We start from the raw sequence: 18,338 nt of genomic DNA on the forward strand, positions 1-18,338 counted from the left end.
ATCGTCGGGTGCTCCCGCGCGACCTTTGGGTCATGAACAACACACTTTCCAACCAAAAGATCGTCCTTGCCGGTGCCTCTTCCGGCATCGGACTCGCCTCTGCCCGCCTCCTTGCTTCGGAAGGCGCTGACGTCACCATCACCGGCCGCGACCCCCAAAAGCTCGCCGCTTCGGGTCTTTCTTCGGCCGTCGTCGACAGCCGCAACCGGGAGGAACTCGACGCGTTTTTTGCGGGCATTGGTTCTTTCGACCACCTCGTCGTATCGCTGGCCTCCCGTCGCGGGCTGGGCCCCCTGGCACAATTGTCTTTAGCCGACGTGCGTGAAGGTTTTGAGGAAAAGTTTTTTGCCGTCGCCCACACGGTCCAGGCCGCCCTTCCATACGTCACCGGCAGCATCACCGTGCTGAGCGCCGTCTCCGCCAGCGCCCGCATGCCCGGCACCTCCGGCATCGCCGCCGTCAACGGCGCCCTGGAGATCATGGTACCCATCTGGGCCCGCGAACTCGCACCCGTCCGCGTCAATGCCGTGTCGCCCGGCGTGATCGATACGCCCTGGTGGGACTTCCTGCCGGCTGCTGATCGCGCGGCGGCGTTTGCGCAATATTCTTTGCAGATTCCCTTGAAGCGCGTGGGACGCGCAGAGGAGATCGCCGACGTCGTACGCTCTCTCGTCGGAGCGACCTATGTGACGGGAAGGGTCATCGTGGCGGACGGTGGGCTGGGGTAGCGCTACCTCCGAAACCAGTATCTCCTGCCTCCCCAAATACTCGGCAGAGGCTTTTCCTTCATACTGTTGGCCAGCTTGCGCACCATCATATCCGTGTAGCTCGGCGCCTGTGCCCGCGCCGCTTTCAACGCTTGCCTGTCCAGATGGTCTTCAAGGTTTCCTTCTTTTGGGATAAAACCATAAATGAATTCCATGTCCATCGCCTGCGCCACGGCCTTCATCGTAGCGAGCGACAAGGCGCCGGTCTGCTCGCGTTGTTCGATCTGTCGCGCCGCCTGCCTGCTGATAGACATCCGATCCGCCAGTTGTTGTTGCGTCATACGGATCGCCATCCGCAGCGGGCGTATCCAACCTCCCGGGGGAATAAGGTTGGGGCCCGCTGCTATGAGTGGTTTCAACTGCTGATCCATCTGTTGGCGGAGGAGCCGGTAGGGTTTTTCTGATGGGCTCATCTTTTTTTCCTAAAATTATCCCATCGTTCGTGCCCGGCTTTTTTCGGGCAATGCTATTGCTTATCTGCTCCGTGTTTCCCGGTCATTGCTTCACCGGGTTTGCAGGGGGAACATCCTGTTATATCGGGGCTGTTCGACTTTTGCGCGGGGCGCCAGGGTGAGGGTAAACAGCGCCTTAAATTGGCGTCAAGCTATAGGTTTACATAAGGTGTGGAAGTCAAGTTTTAGCTTGACGCCAATTTAAAGGGCGCGAAACAGGGAGTGGGTGGTGTGTTTGCGCCGGAACTCGCGGCTCGACGGGTTGCGTTGCGCGAGGAGCCCGCCGCGAGGCTCACGCCGGCTCCACGCTCTTGGGCGCACGCTGAAAGCGCCGGCGCGCATCATGGACGTCGTCCATATGCGTGCTGGCCCATTCCCAGAGCTCCACCATCTTGGTGAGGAGGCTCCGGCCCAGGGGGGTCAGGCAATACTCGACCCGGGGCGGGATCTCGGGATACCAATGCCTTTCCACCACCCCGTTTTCTTCCAGGGAACGAAGCGTTACCGTGAGCATGCGTTGCGAGATACCATGGACCATGGATTTGAGTTCGTTGAAGCGGACCCGGTCTTTTTGGCCGAGGGAGAGGATGGTAAAGATGGACCACTTGTCCCCGAAGTGCCCGAGGATATCCCGGATGGGGCACATTTCCGGTGGGTGTTGCTCGGCGGGGCCTAAAATATTTTTCGCCCTTTTTTCGACCGTAAGTTGTTGGTTGTCAATAATGGTTACACTCATGTGCCTAGGGTTAAAGGACGTGCCTTCTTGGCAGTTATCCAGTTACTAAATACATTTGAGTTACTAAAGGTAACTAAAAAAACTCCTCATGCAAAAAATCACGTTTCTGGCCCTTGGCCTGTTGCTGTCCGTTGGCGTTTTCGCACAAACCTGGACCCTGGACAAAATGCACTCTCAACTGAACTTCGGGGTCACCCATATGGGGATCAACACGGTTGAAGGTGGGTTCAGGAGCTTTGACGCCACCATCACTTCTTCCAAGGACGACCTGTCCGACGCCGTCGTAGAACTGAAGGCGGATGTCGGTAGCATCAACACGGGTGTCGATCCCCGGGACAACCACCTCAAAAGCCCGGATTTCTTTGACGCCGCCACCTTTCCTACGTTTACGTTCAAAAGCACCTCTTTCACGAAGACCGGTGACAAGACGTATCAAGTAACGGGCAACCTGACCCTCCATGGTGTCACCAAGCCTGTCACCCTGAATGTCACGTTCAACGGTACGGCCACCAACCCCATGAACAAGAAAACTTCCGCAGGTTTCCACATCTCCGGCGTGATCAATCGTGCAGACTTCGGCATCGGTACGAAGTTCCCCGACAACATGCTGAGCAATGACGTGAACCTGGATGCCAACACAGAATTTGTAAAAGGATGAGGATCTTAATACTTGCAGCAGCAATGCTCGCCAGTGCGGCCGGGGATTGGGCCATTGCACCGGGTTACTCGGTGAAATGGTCCACCACCGGTGACGCGGCGGGTATCTTCAAAGGGCTGGCCGGGACGATCCATTTCGACGAAGCCAACCTGAACACGGCGTCTTTCAACGTTTCCATCGACGTAGCCTCGCTGAACACGGGCAACGGCCTGATGAATACGCACGCCAAAAGCGCCGAATGGCTGGACGCGACGAAATATCCGAAGATCTCCTTCGTCTCCGCCAAAGTCGTCAAGGCGGGCGCGGGTTACCAGGCCATCGGCAACCTGACGATGCACGGGGCCACCAAGCCGCTGACGCTTCCGTTTACCTTTCAGCACACGGGCTCCGGTGGATTGTTCCACGCTACTTTTACCGTCAACCGGACCCAGTTCGGTGTCGGTAAACCCGGGGATGTGGACGACAATATTTCCATCGAGCTGTCGGTGCCGGTCACAAAACAATAACCCATGCTGAAAAGACTTTTGTTACTCGGCGCCGTGTCGGGTCTGCTGGCCGGGATCTTGTCCTGGACGTACTCGAAGGTATATTCCCATTACCTGGGTGTAGACTTCAGCACGATCGCCACTCCTGTAAAGATGATCGTGGCCTGCGTTATCGGCGGCCTCATCGCTTCGCTGGGATACGCTTTGCTCCAGCGGTTGCTGGGGCTGAAGACAGACGCAGTGTTCAACCTGATCTTTACGATCCTGAGTTTTGCGAGCATCCTGGGGCCCATCGCCACCAAGCTGCCCCTCGAACTGCAAAGCCCGGAGTTGTTTCCCTGGCTGGTCATGCCGATGCACCTTTTCCCGGTGCTGGGGTGGCTGACGCTAAAGCCTCTATTTTTCCCGCCGAAAGCATAAGAAAGAGGCTGTCCTACTGGACAGCCTCTCTTGTTAATTTCCCATTGACGGTCCGCATGATCCCCAGCGGATTGCCATCCTGCAGCGCCTCCGGCAGAAGCTCCGCCGGAAAATCCTGGTAGGCAACCGGGCGAACGAAACGCAGAATTGCCGCCGTCCCTACCGAAGTAAACCGCGGATCGGTCGTCGACGGGAAAGGCCCCCCGTGTTGCATGGAATCGCACACTTCGACGCCGGTGGGATAACCGCCGTAGATGACGCGCCCCGCTTTTTGGACGAGCACATCGGTTACGCGCGCCAGCAAAGGTCCCTCACCGTGAACGGTTGCAGTGAGCTGTCCTTCGAGGGACTGCAATACTTCCAGAAGCTGGGCCTCGTCCTTACAGCGGACGAGCAGCGTGGCGGGCCCGAAGACCTCGTCGGAGAGGTGGGCGTCCGCCAGGAACAGGTCGGCGCTGACGCTAAAGGCAAAGGGCCGTCCTTCGCCTTCCTTGGAGGAACGGGCGATCTCTGTGACGCCGGAGGCCTTTTGCAGGGCTTCCACGCCGGAATCATAGGCTTTTTGTATCCCGGCGTTGAGCATACGGCCGGGGAGCGCGTTGGACATGGCTTCCCCAAAAGCGTTCACAAACGCCGAAGCGGCGGCGCTATCGATAAAAAGGACGAGCCCGGGGTTGGTGCAGAACTGGCCGACACCCAGCGTGACGGAGGCCGCCAGGCCCTGGGCGGTTTTTTGAGTCAGGGCGCTTTCCAAAAGCACCACGGGGTTGATAGAGCTCATTTCTGCAAATACCGGGATGGGCTGGGGGCGCTGCGTCGCGGCGCGGTACAACAACATCCCGACGCGACGGGAACCCGTAAAGCCAACGGCCTGGATGATGGGATTTTCTACAAGGGCGACGGCCTCCTCATGCGACAATTGAAGACCACCGAAAACGCCCTTGGGCATCCCGGTACGGGTGGCCGCCTTGTCGATAGCGGCGGCAACCAGGGCGTGGGTACGGAGGTGGGAGGAGTGTGCCTTGACGACGACTGGACAGCCCGCGGCCAGGGCGGAAGCGGTGTCACCGCCGGCGGTGGAAAACGCAAGGGGGAAGTTGCTGGCGCCAAACACGGCAACGGGCCCGAGGGGGATGAGCATCCGGCGGATGACCGGCCGGGGGGCGGGGAGGGCGTCGATGCGCGCGTCTACCCACGACCCTTCGCGGAGCAGGCGGGCAAAGAGCTGGAGCTGTCCGCAGGTCCGGGCGCGTTCGCCGGTGATACGGGCGGCCGGCAGACCGGACTCGGCACAGCAGGTTTCGATCAGTTGATCTCCGATGGCCATGATCTCCTCGCTGATGGCGTCCAGGAAACCGGCTCTTTTTGAGGGAGACAATTGGGAATAAATAGGGAAAGCCTCGTGGGCGAGTTGTAGTGTTGTTGTCATGGCGCAAAACTACAGAGGGCGGAGAAGACTTGACGCCGGCGGTTAAGATGCGATAATAACTTATTAATTCCTGCCGCTTTTCTCCGCGGGTGGAATGCTACTTTTGGCGATATGCGTGTTACACTCCTTGCCATGGTACTGCTGGGCGCCGGGTCTCTCCAGGCGCAGTCTTATGTGCCGGAAAAAAACAACCCCAAGATACTGGTGAAGCCGGTGATCCGGCCAAAGGCCTATGCTTTCGACCTGAAAGACGTCCGTTTGCTGAACAGCCCCTTCCGGGACGCCATGGTCCGCGACTCGGGTTACCTGTTGAGCCTGTCGGCGGACCGCCTTCTCCACCGGTTTTATGCCAACGCGGGTCTTCCGCCCAAAGCGCCCGTCTATGGCGGCTGGGAAAGCTCCGGTTTGTCGGGGCATACGCTGGGGCACTACCTCTCCGCGTGTTCGATGATGTACGCTTCGACCGGTGAACCGGCCTTTGCGGAGCGCGTGCGCTATATCGTCGGGGAACTGGCCCGTTGCCAGGACGCCCGGAAGACCGGCTATGTGGGCGCCATCCCCAACGAGGACACGCTTTGGGCCCAGGTCGCCAGGGGGGATATCCATTCTTCCGGTTTTGACCTCAATGGGGGCTGGTCGCCCTGGTATACGGTCCACAAAGTGATGGCCGGTCTGCTCGACGCTTATTTATATGTAGGCGACCAGCAAGCCCTGGACGTGGCAAAGAAGCTGGCGGACTGGACCGGGAAGGAGCTCGGCGGCTTGAATGACGCGCAGATCCAGCACATGCTGGCCTGTGAGTTCGGGGGGATGAACGAGGCACTCACCAACCTGTATTCCCTGACTGCGGATAAAAAATACCTGGACCTTTCCTATAAGTTTCAGCACAAAGCGATCATGGATCCGCTGGCTGCCGGGCACGACCCGTTGCCCGGGAAGCATTCCAATACGCAAATCCCGAAGATCATCGGCTGCGCCCGGCGCTACGAGGTCGAGGGGGACAGCAGTGACGCCGGCATCGCGCGCAACTTCTGGGACATCGTCGTGGGGCACCATACGTATGTGATCGGGGGGAACAGCGATCACGAATACCTGGGAGAAGCCGACCACCTCAGCGACTACTTGAGCGAAAGTACCTGCGAGTCCTGCAATACGTATAACATGCTCAAGCTGACCCGGCACCTGTTTGCCTGGAATCCGGACAGCCGGCTGGGCGATTACTATGAGCGGGCGCTCTACAACCACATCCTCGCATCCCAAAACCCCGAGAACGCGATGATGACGTACTTCGTCCCGTTGAAGATGGGCGGACGCAAACAGTTCAGCGACTCCACCGATACGTTTACCTGTTGCGTGGGGAGCGGGATGGAGAACCATTCCAAGTACGCGGAAGGGATCTATTACGAGGGCGCCGACGGGGGCCTGTACGTGAATCTTTTTATTCCGTCCGTGTTGCATTGGAAAGACCGCGGGGTCACCGTCACGCAGACCACGAATTATCCGTATAGCGACACGACGACGCTGACGATCGATGGCAACGCGGCTTTTGCCTTGCGCCTCCGTCACCCCTGGTGGGCCACGAACGGCATCACCGTCCTGGTCAACGGCCAGCCGGTACAAACCGCCCCCGAAGCCGACGGCTACCTCGTGATCAAACGCGCCTGGCACAAAGGCGACCGCGTCCAGCTCACGATGCCCATGCACCTCTACACCGAATCGATGCCCGACGACACCAACCGGGTGGCCCTGTTATACGGGCCGGTCGTCCTGGCGGGGAACCTGGGCGACAAGGACCCCTCCACGGACCTGCACGGGGTACCCGTCCTCCTGACCAGCGACCATCAGGTGGGCAACTGGATCCAGCAAACCGGTCCGCTGACGTTCCACACTCAGGGCGTGGGCAAGCCGTTCGACATTACCCTGACGCCCTTCTATAAGAACTACGACGACTATTATAGCGTTTATTGGGACTTTTTTACACCCCAGGACTGGACCAACCGGGAAGCCGAATATGAAGCGGAAAAGGCCCGTCGGAAGGACATCGACGACCGGACCATCGACATCATGCGGCTGGGGGAAATGCAACCCGAACGGGATCACCACCTCGATTCAAAGATTTCCTACGTGGGGGATGAAAGCGCCCGGCGTTCCCGGGACTGCCGCAACGGGGGCTTTTTCACCTTTGACATGAAGCCCGGCGACAGCCTGTTCGTCACGGCCTGGGGCGGGGACAACGGCCGCGTGGTGGATATTTACGTGGACGACGTCAAGATCGCCACCCAGGCGCTGGTGCACCCCAAACCCAACCAGTTTGTCGACCTGGTCTACCCGATCCCGGCCGACCTCGTCAAAGACAAAACCATTATCCGCGTGAAGTTCCAGGCCCCTGTCGGGAAGTCTTCCGGTAGTATCTTTGGCGTACGAACCCTAAAAGCCGCCGTCCATGAGTGAGTTCAAACCCAGCCTCGGGCTTCTTGACGCCACCATGATCGTGGCGGGGAACATGATCGGATCCGGCATTTTTATCGTCAGCGCGGACATCACCCGCAACGTGGGCAGTATCGGCTGGCTGCTGCTGGTATGGCTGATCACGGGTTTTATGACCCTTACCGCGGCCCTGAGTTATGGAGAGCTGGGGGGCCTTTTCCCAAAGGCCGGCGGACAGTATGTGTACCTGAAGGAGGCCTATAATCCCCTGCTTGGTTTTTTGTACGGGTGGAGCTTTTTTACCGTCATCCAAACCGCGACCATCGCGGCCGTGGGGGTGGCTTTTGCCAAATTCACCGCGTATCTTTTCCCCGGCCTTGGCGAAAGCAAAACGCTCGCCATCGCCGTTATCGTTTTGCTTACCTTCATCAATACACGGGGCGTTCGCAGCGGGAAGCTCTTACAAACCACCATCACGATTACCAAACTCCTCAGTCTTTTCGGGCTGATCGCCTTTGGCCTCGCGGCCGCCAACGGTGCGATCTGGAAAGCCAACTGGACGGGCGCCTGGCACCTTCACGGGTTGTCTGCCACGGGCCAGGTCACCGGGTACCTGCCGATCGCGGCGTTGGGCGCGGTGGCCGCGGCCATGGTGGGCTCCATCTTTAGCAGCGATTCCTGGCACAACGTCACGTTTATCGCGGGGGAGATTAAAAATCCGAAACGCAACATCGCGCTGGCCCTTGGGTTAGGTACCGCTATCGTGACCCTTGTCTACCTCAGCGCCAACGTCATGTACACCGCCGTCCTGCCCCTCCAGGGCATCGCCTCGGCGGAAAAAGACCGGGTGGCGGTCACCGCGGCCCAGGTCATCTTCGGCCCGGGGGGCACGATGATCATCGCTTTGCTGATCATGGTGTCCACCTTCGGGTGCAACAACGGCCTGATCCTGGCCGGGGCAAGGGTTTATTACACGATGGCAAAAGACGGCTTGTTCTTTCGCCGCACGGGAGAGCTCAACCGGCATTCCGTGCCGGAGTTCGCCCTTTGGCTCCAGTGTATCTTCGCCTCCGCCTGGTGCCTGAGCGGCAAATACGGCGACCTCCTGGACATGATCTCCTTTGTGGTCGTCGGTTTTTATATGCTCACGATCGCAGGGATCTTTATCCTCCGGCGGAAACGCCCGGACGCCGAGCGGCCGGTCAGGGCGGTGGGGTACCCCGTGCTGCCGGTCCTGTATATTCTCATGGGGCTCACCTTCTGCGGTTTATTGATCGTGTATAAGCCGCGGTTTACCTGGCCGGGGTTGATTATCACTTTATTGGGAATACCCGTATATTACTTTGTCCGGCGGCAGGCCAAAGGTGCCGAAGGTGTCGCACCGGCGGCTGCGAATTAAATGTACATTTGACAATTATGAAACCCCTTGCGTTTACAATAACGATTGCCGCGGCCATCGCCGCATTTGGCGCGAGCGCCCAGCCGAAGGACTATCCCATCCAACCCGTCCCCTTCACCCAAGTCAAGGTGGACGACGCCTTTTGGGCCCCAAAGATCGAGGTCAACAGGGAAGTCACGATCCCGTACGTATTAAGGATGTGTAAGGAACACGGACGGATCGACAACTTTATCATCGCGGCAAAGCACAGTGGAGGAAAACTGACGGTATACCCCTTTGACGATACGGACCTGTACAAGGCGATCGAAGGGGCAAGTTATGGGCTGCAGGTGAAGCGTAACCCCGAGCTGGAACGGTACCTGGATACGTTGATCCAAATCATCGGCGCGGCGCAGGAGCCGGACGGCTACCTGTATACTTTTCGGAGCGCGGACGAGGCGCAGCCGCACGAATGGATCGGGGCCAAACGCTGGCAGAACGAGGAGATCCTGAGCCATGAGCTGTACAATTGCGGGCACCTTTATGAAGCGGCCGTGGCGCACTACCAGGCCACGGGGAAAAAGACGCTGCTGAACATTGCCCTCAAAAACGCCGACCTCCTGGTACGGACCTTTGGCCCCGGGAAGGAGGTCAAATATCCCGGTCACCAGATCGTGGAGATCGGACTGGTCAAGTTGTACCGGGTAACGGGGAAAAAAGAGTACCTGGACCTGGCGAAGTTCTTCCTGGAGGCCCGCGGGGGCGGGGAGGCCTACAATCAGGCCGACAAACGCGTAGTGGACCAGGATTCCGCGGAAGGGCACGCGGTGCGCGCGGCCTATATGTATACGGGGATCGCGGACGTGGCGGCCATGACGGGGTATACCCCTTATGAAAAAACCATCGACGCCATCTGGAATGACGTCACCAATGACAAGCTGTACATTACGGGCGGCATCGGGGCTACAGCCTCCGGGGAGGCATTCGGGGCGCCCTACGAATTACCCAATATGTCGGCGTATGCCGAGACCTGCGCTTCCATCGCCAATGTGTACTGGAACAGCCGCATGTTCCTGCTGCACGGGGACTCCAAGTACATCGACGTGCTGGAAAGGACCTTGTATAACGGCCTCCTGAGCGGGGTGTCGCTGGACGGAACCCGTTTTTTTTACCCCAATCCCCTGGCGTCCATGGGTCAGAACGAGCGCAGCGCGTGGTTTGACTGTGCCTGCTGTATCACCAACATGGCGCGCTTCCTGCCGTCCATGCCGGGGTACATCTATGCCCATCGGGGTAATTCGTTATATGTAAACCTTTTTGTCGGCAGCGAGGTACACCTCCACCTCCCCGGCGGCAACCTGGTGTTGCACCAGCGCACCGATTATCCCTGGGATGGGCAGGTCACGATGGAGGTACATCCTTCGGCACCCCTGAAGGCGGACCTGAGGATCCGTATCCCTGGCTGGGCGGTGGGAAAGCCAATTCCCGGGGACCTGTATTATGATGTCCATGCAAGCACCACGCCGGTGACGATCCGGGTAAACGGCGCCCCGGTTACATATAAGGAAGAAAGCGGATACGCGGTCCTGGACCGGACCTGGAAGCCCGGAGACGAGGTGAACATCCTTCTCCCCATGCCGGTTCAAAAAGTACTGGCCAGCGAAAAGGTGGCGGATGACCAGGGACGTTTTGCGTTCCAGAAAGGGCCGGTCGTGTATTGCCTGGAAGGACCCGATAACCGGGACAGCGTGGTCCGTAACCTCTTCGTGGATACGGGGGCAGCCGTTTCGGTATCCTACGCGAAGACCGTCCTGGGGGGCATTGACGAGCTGACCGTGCAAGGCGTGGCGCTCAAGCGTTCCTCCGCGGACGTCCCGGCCACGGTCACGGCCATTCCCTACTATGCCTGGGCCAACCGGGGCGCTTCCGAAATGACGGTTTGGGTGCCGTACGAACGCTCCGCGGCCGTACCCGAACCGTTTCCCACCATTGCCTCCACCAGCAAAGTGCGTTCCTCCATCGGGTCACCACGGATGCTCCGGTCGATCAACGACCAATACGATCCCAAAAATTCCAACGACCATTCGATGCCGTATTTTCACTGGTGGCCCCGTAAAAACGATACCCAATGGGTGGAATACGATTTCAAGGGGACGGACACAGTGTCCTCGTCGGCGGTGTATTGGTTTGACGACGGTCCCTGGGGTGGTTGCCGCATCCCGGCCTCCTGGCAGCTTTTGTACCTGAAGGACGGCAACTGGGTCCCCGTCCACAATACAAGCCCTTACGAGGTCGCCAAGGACCGCTATTGCCGGGTGTCTTTCGACCCGGTCGTCACCACGGCCATGCGGATGGTGGTGCAACTGCCTGTAGATAACTCGTCTGGCATCCACGAGTGGAGCCTGGAGTAGCCCACGACGATTTTGGGGAGAAATTTTTAGGAAATTCCGGCTAAAACGCGCTAATTTAAGGGCTGAAAGACAGAGAAAGCCCCGTATAGTCAAAAAAATGAACGAATATTAGTCATAGAAATTAGTCGTTGCCTTGTACCTTTACACCAAAATTTACCCTATAATTTAGTTATCATGAAGCTTTTTGTAGCAGGCCTTTTTGCTGACCTGGATGATGTTGACCTGAAAGAAATGTTTGAACTATACGGTGAAGTAAGATCCGCCAAGGTGATCGTAGACCGCATGACGGGGAAGAGCCGTGGATTCGGGTTTGTTGATATGCCCGATGACAATGAGGCCCGCGGGGCCATCGAAACCTTGGATGGAGTAGGCCTGAAGGGTAAGAAAATGTCCGTAAAAGAAGCCGATGCCAGCATGGGCGGCGCCGGTGGCGGCGGTGGAGACCGCGGCGGCTACGGCGGCGGCGGTGGTGGTGGATATAATCGTGGCGGTGGCGGCGGTGGATACAACCGTGGCGGAGACCGCGGTGGCTATGGCGGTGGCGGCGGCGGTGGTTATAACCGTGGCGGCGATCGTGGTGGCTATGGCGGCGGTGGAGACCGTGGTGGTTACGGAGGCGGTGGCGGCTACAATCGTGATCGCGGCGGGGACCGCGGTGGTTACGGTGGTGGTGGAGACCGCGGCGGCGATCGTGGTGGCTATGGCGGCGGCGGTGGAGACCGTGGCGGTTATGGCGGCGGCGGTGGTTACAATCGTGACCGCGGCGGATACGGCAGCGACCGTGGTGGTTCCAGCGATCGTGGCGGCGACCGCGGTGGTTACGGCGGCGGCGGTTACAACCGTGACCGCAGCAGCGACCGTGGCGGCTACGGCGGCGATCGCGGTGGCTATGGCGATCGAAGCAGCGGTGGCGGCGATTTCAACCGCGACCGCGGCAGTTACGGCGACCGGGACTTTAACAGGGACCGTGGCGGCTACAATGACCGGAGCGGCGACCGCGGCGGCTCCTACAACCGCGATTATAACAAAGACAATGACGGACCCCGGGAAGACCGTCCGCGCAACAACGACAACGATCAAAACGAAAGCGGCGCAGAGGAAGCATAGCCTGGCGCTCAACGATAGTAAGGCCCTCACCGGAAAAGGTGAGGGTTTTTTTTATTCATTCCGCAAGCTGTCGACAGGATTGGCCCGGGCCGTGCGCAACGCCTGAAGGCTGACCGTAAGGATGGCCAACAGGGCGACACCCAGACCCGAAACGATCAGTATCCACGGGCTGACCGTAACGCGATAGGCAAACTGCCGAAGCCACCCCTGCATCACCCACCAGGCCAGGGGGGCGGCGATAACCACCGCCAGCCCCACCAGTGCCAGGAAGTCCCTGGTCAGCAGCCCCACCAGGGTGCCCACGCCCGCGCCCAGTACTTTCCGAATACCCACTTCTTTGGTCCGCTGAAGGGTGGCAAAGGTCGAGAGCCCGAACAACCCCAGACAGGCGATCCCGATGGTGAGCAGGGTAAAGGCGCCCAAGAGTCCCGCCATGCGGATCTGGGTAGTATACAACTGTTCAAAGGCGTCATCGGCGAACTGATAGGAAAAGGGGAAAAGGGAAGGGTAGCGGCGGTAGATTTTTTCCAGGGAAGCTAGCAGGGCATGAGTGTCGGCGTCCGGCCTGGTACGTATCAGCAGGGTGCCTCCCCCGCCAAAGGAGCCGTTGCTCGCGGTGATATAGACGGGGTCCGGTTTCCGGATCAGCGACTCGAAGACAAAGTCTTTGACGACGCCGGCGATCTTTGACACACGCATGCCCGGCGCCCGGAGGCCACGGGGATCCGCAGGGAGACCGAGCGCCTTGACGGCGGTTTCATTAAGGACGACATTCCGGGGATCCGCTGACCAGAAGGGGTCGGTGGGACGAAGCCGCCAGCGGATCTGAAGGGCGTCGATAAAGGCGCTGTCCGTCTCCATATCGGTTACCATAAGGGGGTTGGCGGCAAAGGCGCCGTCCTGGATGGTAATCATGCCGATGCCACCGAAAAGACCGTTGAGGGAGACGCTGGTGGCGGTCACCGCCGGCAGGGCGGCGACTTCAGCCTGAAAGGCCTGATAATGCGGTGCCATCGTCCGGTCAAACCGGACCATCAAAAGGTGTTCCCGGTTCAGACCGATGTCTTTATGAAGGAAAAAATAGATCTGCTTTTTCATCACGGTCAGCGAAATGATCATGGCCGTAGCGACCGTGAACTGGAGTACGGTCAATACCCGCCGGACGGCCCTGCCTCTTGACGGCGCGCTGATATTGTCCATGGGATTAAAGGCGGACATCACCAGGGCAGGATAGCTCCCGGCAAGGAGGATGGTGACAGCCATCAACAGGGCGGCGGCGGCGATAAAACGGGGCGAGCCGGTGAATGCGTCGTCGATGTGCAATCGCAGGAGTTCGAGAAAGGGTTCTTTGAACAACCCGAACAACAACAACCCGAGGGCGAAAGCCAGACCGGCGTAAAGGGCCGATTCCACGTAAAATTGTGTCGCCAGGTTTCCCTTGCCTGCCCCCAGCGTCTTACGGACCCCGATCTCGCGGGCACGGACAGACGCCCGGGCGGTCGCCAGGCTCATATAGTTGATCAGGGCCAGCGCCAGGATCAGACCGGCCACAATGGAGAAGATGCGAAGGTATTCGTGTTCGGTGGCCCGGCCGACGTGCATCTCCAGGTGCTCCTGTTGCATGGGCTCCAGGGCATAACGGTAAGACCCGGTGGTGTGGTAATAGGTCGTGTCTAGGTGGTGAGCCGCCAGCTGGCGGAGGACGTGCAGGACCGAGGCCGTGTCCGCTGCGCTCCGGAGCTGTATGTATGTTTTGAAGTTGCCGGGTTCGACGTTTTGCTCCATTTTGATCGTCCACTGCTTGTCTTCCATGAAGGCAAAGCTGGACAGGGAACAAAGCGCGTCGAAGTCCAGGTACGCGTTGCTGGGCGGATCCGCGGCGACACCGGTTACTTCGAAGGTGTATTTGCCGTTGTACGACAGTCGTTTCCCTACGGGGTCTTCGCTCCCGTAGAGTTTTTGGGCAAGGGTCCGGCTGAGGACGATGGTAAAAGGCCGGTTGAGCACCGTCGCCGGGTCGCCCTTGTCGAGGCGGAACGAAAACTGCTGGAAGAAATTGTCGTCCACGAACAACGGCTTTCGCGGAACGACATCACCGAGACGGAACTTACCGGGAAACATGTCGACGCGGGTATAACGCACCACCCCTGGCGCCGCCTGGGCCAGCCGCGGGCCTGTCATAAAGGACATCGATTCCGAGAAGGACGCCTTGTCGGCAGGGGACACTGAATATATGGAAAAGGTCCGGTCCCGGTTTGCCTGGAACAGGTCGTAGCTGTACTCGTGGACGAGGTAAAGCAGGATGAGCAGACAGGCACAAAGGGCCGTACCCAGACCGCCGATATTGATCGCGCTGTAGACGGGGTTTTTCAAAAGCCCTCTCCAGGCGGTAGCGATATAATTTCTCAGCATCGGAAGGTTTGCAGAAAAAAAGATGCCGCTATTATATTGTGTTGGCTATGAGACGGTTAGAGGGCGGTATAAAAACAACTGTTCGCTTTTGATATAAAACGACGTCCGGTTTCGATACATTTGCGGCCTAAACGATTTGTCGATGCCCGATGTTTCCCCCGGAACGCGTTTCCGCGAGGCCATGGCCCATGAAAAACCCCTGCAGGTCGTAGGGACGATCAACGCCAACCACGCCCTGCTCGCGACACAGGCAGGGTTCAAAGCCATTTACCTGTCCGGGGGCGGTGTCGCCGCCGGTTCCCTGGGTATCCCCGACCTGGGGATCACGAACCTGGAGGATGTTTTGGTAGACATCGACCGGATCACCAATGTGACGAATACCCCTTTGCTGGTAGACGTGGACACGGGTTTCGGCCCTTCGGCCTTTAACGTCGCCCGGACCGTCAAGGCCCTGATCAAGGCCGGCGCCGCCGCCCTGCACATCGAGGACCAGGTTGGCGCCAAACGGTGCGGACACCGGCCCGGCAAAGAAGTCGTGACCCGCGAGGAAATGGTCGACCGCATCAAAGCCGCCGTTGACGCGCGTACAGACCCGGGTTTTGTCATCGGCGCCCGCACCGACGCCATTGCCGTGGAAGGAATGGACAAGGCCCTGGAGCGGGCCGTGGCCTATAAAGAGGCCGGGGCGGATTTTATTTTTGCAGAGGCCGTTCCGGAGCTGGGATTATACCGTAAGTTCGAGGAAGCCACGGGGATACCCGTGCTGGCCAACATCACCGAGTTCGGGATGACACCGCTCTACACGGTGGACGAGCTCCGGGCCGCGGGCGTAGGGCTGGTGCTGTATCCATTGTCCGCCTTCCGTGCGGCCAACAAGGCGGCGCTCAACGTCTTCCAGGCCATCCGCCGCGACGGCAGCCAGAAGGGCGTGGTGGATACGATGCAGACCCGGGCTGAGTTGTACGATAGCATCGGGTACTATGATTACGAGCGGAAGCTCGACGAACTTTTCAAACAACAACATCATGGATAGCACCACCCCTGGCTTCAAACCTAAAAAAAGCGTCGCCCTCTCGGGCGTCCCCGCCGGTAACACCGCGCTTAGCACGGTCGGCCATACCGGTAACGATCTCCACTACCGCGGTTATGACATCCAGGAGCTGGCCGAAGGCGCCACCTTCGAGGAGACCGCCTACCTGCTGATCTATGGTGAGTTGCCCGGCGCCGCCCGGCTAAAGGCCTATAAAACCCATCTGCAATCCTTACGAGGTCTCCCCGCGGCGGCCAGGCTCGCGTTGGAGCAACTGCCGCCATCGGCGCACCCGATGGACGTCCTGCGTACATATACCTCCGTCCTGGGGACGCTGCTTCCGGAGAGAGAGGACCATCCCGTGGCGGGTGCCCGGCACATCGCCGACAAGCTTCTGGCGAGCTACGCGTCCGCCTTGCTCTACTGGTATCACTTCTCCCACAACGGGACCGTCATAGATGTGGAGACGCACGACGACACGATCGCCGCCCACTTCCTGCACCTCCTTCACGGGAAAAAGGCCCCGGCCACCTGGGAGAAGGCCATGCATGTTTCCCTAAACCTGTACGCGGAGCACGAGTTCAACGCGTCCACCTTTACCGCGCGTGTCATCGCCGGCACGGGCTCCGACATGTACTCCGCGATCACCGGCGCCATCGGGGCACTCCGGGGTCCCAAACACGGGGGCGCCAACGAAGTGGCCTTTGACATCCAAAGCCGTTATGGCTCCGTGGCCGAGGCGGAAGCGGATATCCGCTCCCGCCTGGAGAAAAAGGAAGTGATCATCGGTTTCGGGCATCCGGTGTATACCGTGTCCGACCCCCGCAACCCCATCATCCGGGAAGTGGCCCGCGGCCTGTCCAGGGAATCCGGGGATATGTTGCTTTTCAACGTAGCCGAGGCCCTGGAAACGCTGATGTGGAACGAGAAAAAAATGTTCCCCAACCTGGACTGGTTCTCCGCCGTCTCCTATCACCTGATGGGTGTACCCACGGCCTTCTTTACGCCGCTCTTCGTGATTGCCCGCGTCACCGGCTGGAGCGCTCACGTCATCGAACAACGCCAGGACGGCAAGATCATCCGCCCCAGCGCGAATTACACCGGCCCCGATAACAGACCATTCATTCCTTTAGAAAAAAGACCCGCATGAGCCCTCAACCTGATAAAGTTCTTATTGATATTGCCGACTACGTCCTGAACTACGATATAACTTCCGACCTGGCCTGGAGCACGGCGCACTACTGTTTGCTCGACACGATCGGTTGCGGCCTGGAGGCCCTGACCTATCCCGCCTGTACCAAGCTCCTGGGCCCGGTGGTCCCCGGCACGATCGTACCCAACGGCGCCAAGGTGCCCGGTACGTCCTATCAACTGGACCCCGTACAGGCGGCTTTTAACATCGGCGCTATTATCCGCTGGCTGGACTTTAACGATACCTGGCTGGCCGCCGAATGGGGCCATCCTTCCGACAACCTGGGCGGCATCCTGGCCACAGCAGACTGGCTTTCGCGGACAGCCGTCGCCGCGGGCAAACCGCCCCTGAAGATGAAGGCTGTCCTGGACGCGATGATCCGCGCCCACGAGGTCCAGGGGGTCATCGCCCTGGAGAATTCGTTCAACAAGGTGGGGCTGGACCACGTCCTCCTGGTCAAGCTCGCGTCCACCGCCGTCGTTGGCCGCCTGCTCGGCCTCAACCGGGACGAGCTCATCAACGCCCTGTCGCTGGTGTTTGTGGACGGGCAGGCGCTCCGGACCTACCGTCACGCACCCAACACCGGGAGCCGCAAGTCCTGGGCCGCGGGTGACGCCACCGCCCGGGCCGTGCGCCTCGCCCTGATCGCACGTACCGGGGAAATGGGGTATCCCTCCGTGCTGACGGCCCCGACCTGGGGTTTTTATGACGTCTCCTTCAAGGGACAGGCGTTTAAGTTCCAGCGCCCGTACGGGAGCTATGTGATGGAAAACGTCCTTTTCAAAATATCCTTCCCCGCCGAGTTCCATTCCCAAACCGCCGTGGAAGCCGCGATGACCCTGCACGCCCGATTAAAAGCCGAAGGCCGCAGCGCCGGGGACATCCGGCACATCCGCATCCGCACCCACGAGGCCGCCATCCGGATCATCGACAAGAAGGGGCCGTTGAACAACCCCGCCGACCGTGACCATTGTATCCAGTACATGATCGCCGTCCCCCTCCTGTTCGGCCGGCTGACCGCCGCGGACTACGAAGACACGGTTGCCGCCGATCCCCGGATAGACCCGCTCCGCGCCAAGATGGAATGCGTGGAAGACCCCCAGTTTACCGCGGACTATCACGACCCCGAAAAGCGGTCCATCGCCAATGCGCTTACTGTGGAGTTTAACGACGGCACCGTATGGGACGAAGTCGTCGTCGAATACCCCATCGGCCACAAACGCCGGCGGGACGAGGGCATCCCCGAGCTGTTGAAAAAGTTCCGCGTCAACCTGGCACGCGTGTATGCGCGCAAGCAGCAGGAGAACGTGCTCGCGCTCTCCCTCGACTTCCCGCGGTTGATCGAGCTGCCGGTGCACGAGTGGGTCGACGCGCTGGCGCACGCCTGAGTGTCCGGTATCGATACAGTGACCACCCGGAAAATTCTGGCAATCC

At 59.5% G+C, this 18,338-nt stretch carries 15 protein-coding genes; 11 read left to right on the forward strand and 4 right to left on the reverse strand.

What is annotated here, in order from left to right; all coding sequences use genetic code 11:
• Positions 1-32: 32 nt before the first annotated feature.
• On the forward strand, positions 33-728 hold the full coding sequence (locus EDB95_RS11265; RefSeq protein WP_133993634.1) for an SDR family oxidoreductase: 696 nt from the start codon (positions 33-35) through the stop codon (positions 726-728).
• A 2-nt stretch (positions 729-730) separates the two neighbouring features.
• On the opposite strand, the gene EDB95_RS11270 is transcribed toward EDB95_RS11265, so the two are convergent.
• Together EDB95_RS11270 and EDB95_RS11275 are read right to left on the reverse strand one after the other, a co-directional pair.
• Positions 731-1,180, reverse strand: coding sequence for a helix-turn-helix domain-containing protein (locus EDB95_RS11270; RefSeq protein ID WP_133993636.1), 450 nt, complete (start codon positions 1,178-1,180; stop codon positions 731-733).
• Positions 1,181-1,511: 331 nt separating this feature from the next.
• Positions 1,512-1,955: a winged helix-turn-helix transcriptional regulator gene (locus tag EDB95_RS11275; RefSeq protein WP_133993638.1), complete on the reverse strand. Its 444-nt coding sequence runs from the start codon at positions 1,953-1,955 to the stop codon at positions 1,512-1,514.
• A gap of 88 nt (positions 1,956-2,043) precedes the next feature.
• Between EDB95_RS11275 and EDB95_RS11280 the strand changes: the two genes are divergently transcribed.
• Genes EDB95_RS11280 through EDB95_RS11290 form a run of 3 tightly spaced genes read left to right on the forward strand, consistent with a single transcriptional unit; the run spans position 2,044 to position 3,518 of the window.
• On the forward strand, positions 2,044-2,613 hold the full coding sequence (locus EDB95_RS11280) for a YceI family protein (RefSeq protein ID WP_133993640.1): 570 nt from the start codon (positions 2,044-2,046) through the stop codon (positions 2,611-2,613).
• Positions 2,610-3,119, forward strand: coding sequence for a YceI family protein (locus tag EDB95_RS11285; protein WP_133993642.1), 510 nt, complete (start codon positions 2,610-2,612; stop codon positions 3,117-3,119). Before EDB95_RS11280 ends, EDB95_RS11285 begins: the two co-directional genes overlap by 4 nt.
• A gap of 3 nt (positions 3,120-3,122) precedes the next feature.
• Entirely contained in the window at positions 3,123-3,518 is a 396-nt protein-coding gene (locus EDB95_RS11290) for a hypothetical protein (protein WP_133993644.1), read from the forward strand.
• 13 nt (positions 3,519-3,531) lie between these two features.
• On the opposite strand, the gene EDB95_RS11295 is transcribed toward EDB95_RS11290, so the two are convergent.
• A complete protein-coding gene (locus tag EDB95_RS11295) occupies positions 3,532-4,947 on the reverse strand; it encodes an aldehyde dehydrogenase (NADP(+)) (protein ID WP_133993646.1) in 1,416 nt (471 codons plus the stop codon).
• 111 nt (positions 4,948-5,058) lie between these two features.
• Between EDB95_RS11295 and EDB95_RS11300 the strand changes: the two genes are divergently transcribed.
• The 4 genes from EDB95_RS11300 (at position 5,059) to EDB95_RS27870 (ending at position 12,270) form a co-directional block, all read left to right on the forward strand.
• A complete protein-coding gene (locus tag EDB95_RS11300; protein WP_133993648.1) occupies positions 5,059-7,398 on the forward strand; it encodes a glycoside hydrolase family 127 protein in 2,340 nt (779 codons plus the stop codon).
• Positions 7,391-8,773: an APC family permease gene (locus EDB95_RS11305; RefSeq protein ID WP_133993649.1), complete on the forward strand. Its 1,383-nt coding sequence runs from the start codon at positions 7,391-7,393 to the stop codon at positions 8,771-8,773. Before EDB95_RS11300 ends, EDB95_RS11305 begins: the two co-directional genes overlap by 8 nt.
• 17 nt (positions 8,774-8,790) lie before the next feature.
• Positions 8,791-11,163: a glycoside hydrolase family 127 protein gene (locus EDB95_RS11310; protein ID WP_133993650.1), complete on the forward strand. Its 2,373-nt coding sequence runs from the start codon at positions 8,791-8,793 to the stop codon at positions 11,161-11,163.
• A 231-nt stretch (positions 11,164-11,394) separates the two neighbouring features.
• Positions 11,395-12,270, forward strand: coding sequence for an RNA recognition motif domain-containing protein (locus EDB95_RS27870; protein ID WP_262710538.1), 876 nt, complete (start codon positions 11,395-11,397; stop codon positions 12,268-12,270).
• A gap of 51 nt (positions 12,271-12,321) precedes the next feature.
• On the opposite strand, the gene EDB95_RS11320 is transcribed toward EDB95_RS27870, so the two are convergent.
• On the reverse strand, positions 12,322-14,682 hold the full coding sequence (locus EDB95_RS11320) for an ABC transporter permease (RefSeq protein WP_133993652.1): 2,361 nt from the start codon (positions 14,680-14,682) through the stop codon (positions 12,322-12,324).
• A gap of 142 nt (positions 14,683-14,824) precedes the next feature.
• On the opposite strand from EDB95_RS11320, the gene prpB reads away from it, so the two are divergent.
• The 3 genes from prpB to EDB95_RS11335 are packed head-to-tail and all read left to right on the forward strand — an operon-like array spanning position 14,825 to position 18,292.
• A complete protein-coding gene (gene prpB, locus EDB95_RS11325) occupies positions 14,825-15,715 on the forward strand; it encodes a methylisocitrate lyase (protein WP_133993653.1) in 891 nt (296 codons plus the stop codon).
• Entirely contained in the window at positions 15,663-16,862 is a 1,200-nt protein-coding gene (prpC, locus tag EDB95_RS11330) for a bifunctional 2-methylcitrate synthase/citrate synthase (protein WP_211352082.1), read from the forward strand. Before prpB ends, prpC begins: the two co-directional genes overlap by 53 nt.
• Entirely contained in the window at positions 16,859-18,292 is a 1,434-nt protein-coding gene (locus tag EDB95_RS11335) for a bifunctional 2-methylcitrate dehydratase/aconitate hydratase (RefSeq protein ID WP_133993654.1), read from the forward strand. The genes prpC and EDB95_RS11335 overlap by 4 nt, the downstream gene beginning before the upstream one ends.
• The last annotated feature ends 46 nt before the right edge of the window (positions 18,293-18,338 follow it).

The sequence above is a fragment of the Dinghuibacter silviterrae genome (assembly GCF_004366355.1).
In the GTDB taxonomy this organism is placed as follows: Bacteria; Bacteroidota; Bacteroidia; order Chitinophagales; family Chitinophagaceae; genus Dinghuibacter; species Dinghuibacter silviterrae.

Excerpts from the sequence above, each read along its gene's own strand:
- EDB95_RS27870 (WP_262710538.1), top strand. The coding sequence starts at position 11,395 with ATGTTTGAACTATACGGTGAAGTAAGATCCGCCAAGGTGATCGTAGAC.
- EDB95_RS11300 (WP_133993648.1), top strand. The coding sequence starts at position 5,059 with ATGCGTGTTACACTCCTTGCCATGGTACTGCTGGGCGCCGGGTCTCTC.
- EDB95_RS11335 (WP_133993654.1), top strand. The coding sequence starts at position 16,859 with ATGAGCCCTCAACCTGATAAAGTTCTTATTGATATTGCCGACTACGTC.
- EDB95_RS11305 (WP_133993649.1), top strand. The coding sequence starts at position 7,391 with ATGAGTGAGTTCAAACCCAGCCTCGGGCTTCTTGACGCCACCATGATC.
- EDB95_RS11280 (WP_133993640.1), top strand. The coding sequence starts at position 2,044 with ATGCAAAAAATCACGTTTCTGGCCCTTGGCCTGTTGCTGTCCGTTGGC.
- prpC (WP_211352082.1), top strand. The coding sequence starts at position 15,663 with ATGATTACGAGCGGAAGCTCGACGAACTTTTCAAACAACAACATCATG.
- EDB95_RS11295 (WP_133993646.1), bottom strand. The coding sequence starts at position 4,947 with ATGACAACAACACTACAACTCGCCCACGAGGCTTTCCCTATTTATTCC.
- prpB (WP_133993653.1), top strand. The coding sequence starts at position 14,825 with ATGCCCGATGTTTCCCCCGGAACGCGTTTCCGCGAGGCCATGGCCCAT.
- EDB95_RS11275 (WP_133993638.1), bottom strand. The coding sequence starts at position 1,955 with ATGAGTGTAACCATTATTGACAACCAACAACTTACGGTCGAAAAAAGG.
- EDB95_RS11270 (WP_133993636.1), bottom strand. The coding sequence starts at position 1,180 with ATGAGCCCATCAGAAAAACCCTACCGGCTCCTCCGCCAACAGATGGAT.
- EDB95_RS11285 (WP_133993642.1), top strand. The coding sequence starts at position 2,610 with ATGAGGATCTTAATACTTGCAGCAGCAATGCTCGCCAGTGCGGCCGGG.
- EDB95_RS11265 (WP_133993634.1), top strand. The coding sequence starts at position 33 with ATGAACAACACACTTTCCAACCAAAAGATCGTCCTTGCCGGTGCCTCT.
- EDB95_RS11320 (WP_133993652.1), bottom strand. The coding sequence starts at position 14,682 with ATGCTGAGAAATTATATCGCTACCGCCTGGAGAGGGCTTTTGAAAAAC.
- EDB95_RS11310 (WP_133993650.1), top strand. The coding sequence starts at position 8,791 with ATGAAACCCCTTGCGTTTACAATAACGATTGCCGCGGCCATCGCCGCA.
- EDB95_RS11290 (WP_133993644.1), top strand. The coding sequence starts at position 3,123 with ATGCTGAAAAGACTTTTGTTACTCGGCGCCGTGTCGGGTCTGCTGGCC.